A 2,952-nucleotide genomic window follows, 5' to 3' on the forward strand; every position below is an offset into this window, starting at 1 on the left:
AGAAGGAACCCGGAAACCGCGTTTTCGGGTTCCGTCCGGTTTTTGGGCAGGATGCACAATAAATCGGCGTCTCCCTCGTGCGGCCCTGGTTGCGCCGGAGGGGTAGCGGGGTTGGCTTCATGACCGCACGTCGGTGTTGCCTTCGAGCCGGTCGTGGATCTGTTTGCGTAGGCACGACAATGTCGCCTCACAGCTGATGAGGGCCCCGTCCTGGGTGGAGATGAAGAATACGTCGTCGACCTCCGCGCCGACGGTGGCGATCTTCGCGCTCTGAAGGCGAATGTCGCAGGCCTCGAACACGGCGCCAATCTCCGCTAACAAGCCTGGCCGGTCCAGGGTGGTGAGCCGCATCATGGTGCGGCGGTTGCGTGCATCCTCGGCAAAGCTGACGCGTGTCTCCACCGGGAAGTGTCGGTGCTGCCGCGGCAGGCGACGGTTTACGACGGGCCGCTCGCCGTCGGGGCGGCGGAGCGCGGCGTGCAGCAGCTCGCGAAGCTCGTCCGTCTCGCCGCCCTGGTCGATGGGCTGGTGATCGGCGCCTAAAACCTGGAAGGCGTTAACAGCGTAGCCATCGTCGGTGGTGGTGATGCGGGCGTCCATGATGTTGAGTGCGCGCTGGTCCAGCAGCGCGGTGATGCGCACGAAGAGGTTCTTCTCATCGCGGGAGAACAGAAACACCTCGGTGCAGCCGCGGGACGCCAGTGGGCGGATCACCACCAGTGGCAGATCAGCGGGCTCCGTGGTGAGGATACGCCTTGTTTGCCAGGCGATCTCCTCGGGGGAGCTCGGCGCGAAGAAATCGAGACCGAAGCGGCTCCAGAGGTCCCGGCAGGCGTCTGCGTCGATCCCCTCATACGCCAGCAGGCGCATGGCCTCGCGCTGCTTCTGCTCGATGAGCTCGTCCTGTGCCTGCGGGTTGTCAAGCCCGCGCGACAGAGCCCGGCGGCCGGCCTGGTAAAGGTCTCGCAGCAGCGCGTTCTTCCAAGAGTTCCAGCGCTTGGGGTTGGTGGCGCGGGAGTCCGCGACGGTGAGGAGGTAGAGGTAATCCAGGCGGTTCGTATCCGTCACCTGTTCGGCGAAGGTCTGGACGACCAGCGGATCGGCGATGTCCTTGCGCTGCGCAGTCATGGACATCAGCAGGTGGTGCTCCACCAGCCAGGCGACGAGCCGGCTGTCGTACTCGCTGAGATAGTGCAGCTGGCAGAAGTCCCAGGCCTCCCGTGCGCCGAGCAGTGAATGGTCGCCGCCGCGGCCTTTGGCAATGTCGTGGAAGAGTCCGGCGAGATATAGGAGCTCCAGCTTGGGGATGCGCTGCGCGATGGCAGAGCAGAGCGGGAACTCGCCGTTGTGCTCAAGGATGGTGAAGCGGCGGAGGTTGCGCAGCAGCCTGAGTGTGTGCTCGTCCACGGTGTAGACGTGGAACAGGTCGTACTGCATGCGCCCGACGATGTTCGCAAAGGCCGGAATGTACGCGGCCAGCACACCGTAGCTGTTCATGCGCCGCAGCGCTGCAGTGACGCCTCGTGGCTGGCGCAGAATCTCCATAAACAGGCTGCGCGCGCGAACGTCCTCGCGGAAGTCGTCGTCGATGCGGTGCCGATGCTCGCGGATCAGCCGGATGGTGCTGGCGCGCACGCCCTGGACCTCGGGGTGCTGCTGCAGCACCAAAAAAACCTCCAGCAGCGCGAACGGGAAACGGGCGAACACCTGTGGGTGAGTGACTTCGAGGTAGCCGCTGCGCAACTGAAAGCGTTTGTTGATGGGCACCGGCGGTCCAATCTGGTCATGCAGCAGGATGGCCTCCTGGAACAGCTGCATCAGCATCTCGTTGAGCCGATTCAGTTCCATGACGGCTCTGTAGTACTGCTGCATGAACTGCTCGACCGCCAGGTTATCGCCCTGGTCCATGAAGCCGAACTCGTCCGCAAGGGTGCGCTGGTAGTCGAACAGCAGACGGTCCTCGCGCCGTCCCGTGAGCCGGTGCAGTGCGAAGCGGATACGCCAAAGCAGCGCCTGGCCCTCACGCAGGGCCAGATACTCGGTCTCGGTGAGAAAGCCCTGGTCCACCAGTTGGTGCAGATTGTCGGCACCAAAATGGCGTTTCGTGACCCAGGCGATCATCTGGATATCGCGCAACCCCCCAGGGTTCTCCTTAATATTGGGCTCCAGGTTGTAGGCAGTGTCGCCGTACTTGCGCCGGCGCTTGCGCTGCTCCTCGCGCTTGGCCGCGAAAAAGGCCTCACTCGGCCAAATGCTGTCGGGCCCGATGGCGGCCCGCATGCGGTCGAAGAGGGCCGCGTCACCGTCGATGAACCGGGCCTCCAGCATGTTGGTGACCACGGTGATGTCATCGGCTGCCTCGTCTCGACATTGATTCACCGTGCGTACAGAGTGGCCGATCTCCAGCCCGATGTCCCAGAGAAAGATCACCAGGCTGCCGATGACCTCGCCGAGACGCCCGGCGGCGTCATCGCCCACGAGAATCAGCAGATCGATGTCCGAGCTTGGATGCAGCTCGGCGCGTCCGTAGCCGCCGACGGCCACCACCGCTGCTGACTCGGTTTCGGGCATGAAGCGCTGCCAGGCGGCGGTGATGAGCCGATCGATGTCGTGGCTCCAGCGACCGACGAGCTCGGTGACGGGCTCGCCGCGCTCATAGCGCGCTAAGAGTGCAGCCCGCGCTTCCGCGAGCTCCGCCTTGTAGGCCGCGATGACGCCGACCTCGCCGTTTCCGGCCGCCGGAGGCTCGGCAATCGCGGTCGGAAGGCCCGTCGGCGCCTGAGGCCTGTGTTCGGCTCCGGACGAAAGGGGAAGTCGTTGCGTCGCTGCTGCGGCAGGCCGTCGCCCGGCGTGGGCCCTTCTCGGCCGGGGCGCCCACGGCCCGCGCGCGCTGCCCCCCCCCGCGCGCCGGAGGCGCGCCCCCCCCCCCCCCGGGGCGAGACCCCCACCCCC

Annotated in this window: 1 protein-coding gene; it reads right to left on the bottom strand. The window is 65.7% G+C overall.

Features of this window, described 5'->3' with window-relative positions:
- Positions 1-117 precede the first annotated feature (117 nt).
- The gene (gene glnD, locus I6U14_RS05475; protein ID WP_296897537.1) at positions 118-2,712 is read right to left on the bottom strand and encodes a [protein-PII] uridylyltransferase; all 2,595 of its coding nucleotides are present in this window, start codon (positions 2,710-2,712) and stop codon (positions 118-120) included.
- Between the last annotated feature and the right edge of the window lie 240 nt (positions 2,713-2,952).

Source organism: Thiohalocapsa sp., from assembly GCF_019695415.1.
GTDB lineage: Bacteria > Pseudomonadota > Gammaproteobacteria > Chromatiales > Chromatiaceae > Thiohalocapsa.